Raw genomic sequence first — 2,722 nt, forward strand, 5'->3', positions numbered from 1 at the left:
ACCTGCTTGGGGCCAGTTGGTATCGAAGTCACTGGGAGCAACCTCAAAAAAAACAGCGTCACCAAAAAAAGGGAAGGCCATGAATTGGCCTTCCCCAAGACCCACCCACTTATCACGGACGAGTAGGTTTAAAAATGTTACCACAAGCGGATGTGTGGTCACGCCTTGCGGTCAGGATTGGCGTCCATGCTCGCCGCAGGGTAAATACAGATATAGACATAGCCATGGCTACCGAGGGTGTCGGCTTCGCAGGTAAAGCCGCCGTGCTGGATAGTGATGCAGTGCTGACGTTGAGCATCCAGCTCGCCGGTTAGCAGCTTGGCTTCCAGAGCCTTGATGATCTCCGGGAAAGCCAGGTCGAGCTTGGCTATCTGCGTCTCACTCCATTCACCGATCAGACTGGCCCGATCGGATAGAAAATCGAGCCGGTAGCGACTCTGTATCAGACGAGCGCCAAAGCGTGGCGTCACGGTATGGGGCAAACCCCACTGTGCAAAAATCCGAGTGGGGTGGTCTGGCGCTACGGGGTGTTGGTTGTTGGTGTGGGTGGTTGTCGTGGTCATGATTAGCGATACCTCAGTTGAATGTCGATGCAGGTGCCGGGCACGTTGTGGCGCTGGCGAAGTCTGGTCAGGTGCTCAGGGAGTTCGGTCAGGTTTGTCAGCCGCCCCCGGTAGAGCCGAGAAAGATTGATGTAGTCGGGATGGCTCACGGTGATGGTCACCTGATGCCCAGGTTGCCAACGAGCAAACAGGCGGGCTTTGGCTTGCTTGATGGTGGTGATGCCGGGAGCGGGTAGTGTCTGACGGTTTCGCAGGTGCAGTTTGTTGAGCTCGGGGGCATAGCGATGCACCTCGAGTCCGGTGATAAGACGGGTCATGTTCGGTGACTCCAATGATGCAAGGGGCCAGCCTGTGAGGGCTGGCCCTTTATGTTGTTTGTGGATGAGCGATGAGATGGTCGCGGTGGTTAGCCGTTGTAAAACAGGATGTAGTTCACTCCTGCCTGCTGGGCTGCAGTGATCAAGGGTTGCAGCGCTGGCGGGATCGTATCGAGATCCATGGCAAGGTTCAGGGTGTACTCGTAGGCGGAGTCATCCTTCACGCCGACATGTTCATGGGAGGCCATTTGCTTGACCCATTGCCATTCTGGTACCAGGTCTGCGTCATCGTAGTCGCCGATGATGGAACTCATGGCGACATCCAGCATCTGCATCACCGAATGGCTTGCCAGTGGATTAGGTGTTGTAGGTAGGGTGTTGGTCATTGCATCGTTCCTTGTTGTCTGGGCTGTCGCTCCCTCTGAGCATTGATGAGCGTGAGCACTTGAGCTGTGCGTTGTTACATCTGATTGATAATCGGCTTGCAGTTGAGTCGGTCCAGCAGGTGCCGCGAGCCGTATTGGGCTACCAGCCGGTCTATGGCCATCTGGGCGCAGGCCGCTCTGCTGGGCTTATTCTCAGGCATGGCGTAACGCGCGGTCAGCCAGCCACCGAGCAGGGCTATGCGGTAGCCGCTCGGGATGTGGGTGAGCGAGGTGCCTATCCCCCTCCCATGAATAAGGAAAGGCACGGCCTGCCCACCGAGGTCGATATCCATGCGCTGGCCCTTGAGCTCAAAGGTGGTGAGCTCGCCGGTCTGTGGATGCTTGCCCGGCACCTTGATGGTGATGTTCTTCGCCATCTCACACCTCCGGCTTGGCTTCAAAGTGGTGGGTCACCGTGCCCGCTTCCGGGTCGATGCTGATAAACGCCGGGGCTTGCGGGTGGTACTGATAGAGCCGCGCCAGTTCGGCACGAAACGCCTCAACGTTTGGCGCAATCACATGGCTGGTATCCCCTTCGGCGTAGGTAAAGGTCTCCAACTTCTCTGTGTGAATCCAGATGCCGAAATACCAGGCGTCTTCCTCGGTATCGTATTGTTGCCAGCCCTGGGCCAGCAGCGTCCGGTCGTAGTAGTAACGGTCAGCCTGATGGCTGCCACGGTCGATGCGGCAACCCGTCACGGTGAGCTCAAACGGGATACGCCCCGCCTTGTGTGCTTTCTTGACCCGGCGCAGCAGCTTGAGAACCTTGGCTCTGCTACGACCATTACCGAGCGGGTACGGCTGTCTGGCCCGCAATGCGAGGTGGCTCATTATCTTCGGCGCGGTGTTGTGGTTGAGCTGGCCGATGGCAACGGTGAGCTGCTGAGCGGTCAGGGTGTTGTAATCACGTAAGTCATGCATGGTTGGGGTTCCTTCAAATGCAAACAGCCCCTCGGTGTGAGGGGCTGCATGGGGTCTTGTGTGTGCTGGTGGCCGTGGCTCAGGTGTGACTACTCCAATCCGGCTTGTCATTACTACCGTGGTTGACGTAGGCCCCGACAATTACCCGTTGCCACTCACCGACCGGCTGACCCGCTGCATTACAGGCGCAGCGAAAGCGGGCGAAGTTAATCTCTCGTGGCAGGTGCTCACGCATATCGCGGGGACTGACAAAGAGCGAGGTTTTGTGTAGCACCGGATTGGGCGCAACCAGTGGCCCGCCAATACGTCGCCCCTCCACATCGTGGGCATAGGCAAAGCCCGGCAGCATCAACTGCTGACTGATGAGCTTGGCAAGCCCTGGATGGGCACACATGGCCTCTGCCACGGCGGCCTGGCTAAAGCCTGACTCTTATACACAAGTAGCGCCCTGAACGGAACCATTCCCGTTTTCCAGGATCTGATCTTCCATGTGACC

Annotated in this window: 6 protein-coding genes; all 6 read right to left on the reverse strand. The window is 57.8% G+C overall.

Annotated elements, in window-relative coordinates:
- Positions 1 to 158: 158 nt before the first annotated feature.
- Positions 159 to 563, reverse strand: a complete 405-nt coding sequence (locus PG892_RS21940; RefSeq protein ID WP_080988641.1) for a type IV toxin-antitoxin system YeeU family antitoxin — start codon at positions 561 to 563, stop codon at positions 159 to 161.
- A 2-nt stretch (positions 564 to 565) separates the two neighbouring features.
- The gene (locus tag PG892_RS21945) at positions 566 to 880 is read right to left on the reverse strand and encodes a hypothetical protein (protein WP_021137999.1); all 315 of its coding nucleotides are present in this window, start codon (positions 878 to 880) and stop codon (positions 566 to 568) included.
- An 89-nt stretch (positions 881 to 969) separates the two neighbouring features.
- Complete coding sequence (locus PG892_RS21950) at positions 970 to 1,266, reverse strand: hypothetical protein (protein WP_125596618.1); 297 nt, start codon at positions 1,264 to 1,266, stop codon at positions 970 to 972.
- A 74-nt stretch (positions 1,267 to 1,340) separates the two neighbouring features.
- The gene (locus tag PG892_RS21955) at positions 1,341 to 1,682 is read right to left on the reverse strand and encodes a hypothetical protein (protein WP_077098440.1); all 342 of its coding nucleotides are present in this window, start codon (positions 1,680 to 1,682) and stop codon (positions 1,341 to 1,343) included.
- A 1-nt stretch (position 1,683) separates the two neighbouring features.
- A complete protein-coding gene (locus tag PG892_RS21960) occupies positions 1,684 to 2,226 on the reverse strand; it encodes a hypothetical protein (RefSeq protein ID WP_134696919.1) in 543 nt (180 codons plus the stop codon).
- A 79-nt stretch (positions 2,227 to 2,305) separates the two neighbouring features.
- A complete protein-coding gene (locus PG892_RS21965; RefSeq protein ID WP_270825866.1) occupies positions 2,306 to 2,620 on the reverse strand; it encodes a hypothetical protein in 315 nt (104 codons plus the stop codon).
- Positions 2,621 to 2,722: the final 102 nt, after the last annotated feature.

The organism is Aeromonas sp. QDB68 (assembly GCF_027707405.1).
In the GTDB taxonomy this organism is placed as follows: domain Bacteria; phylum Pseudomonadota; class Gammaproteobacteria; order Enterobacterales; family Aeromonadaceae; genus Aeromonas; species Aeromonas caviae.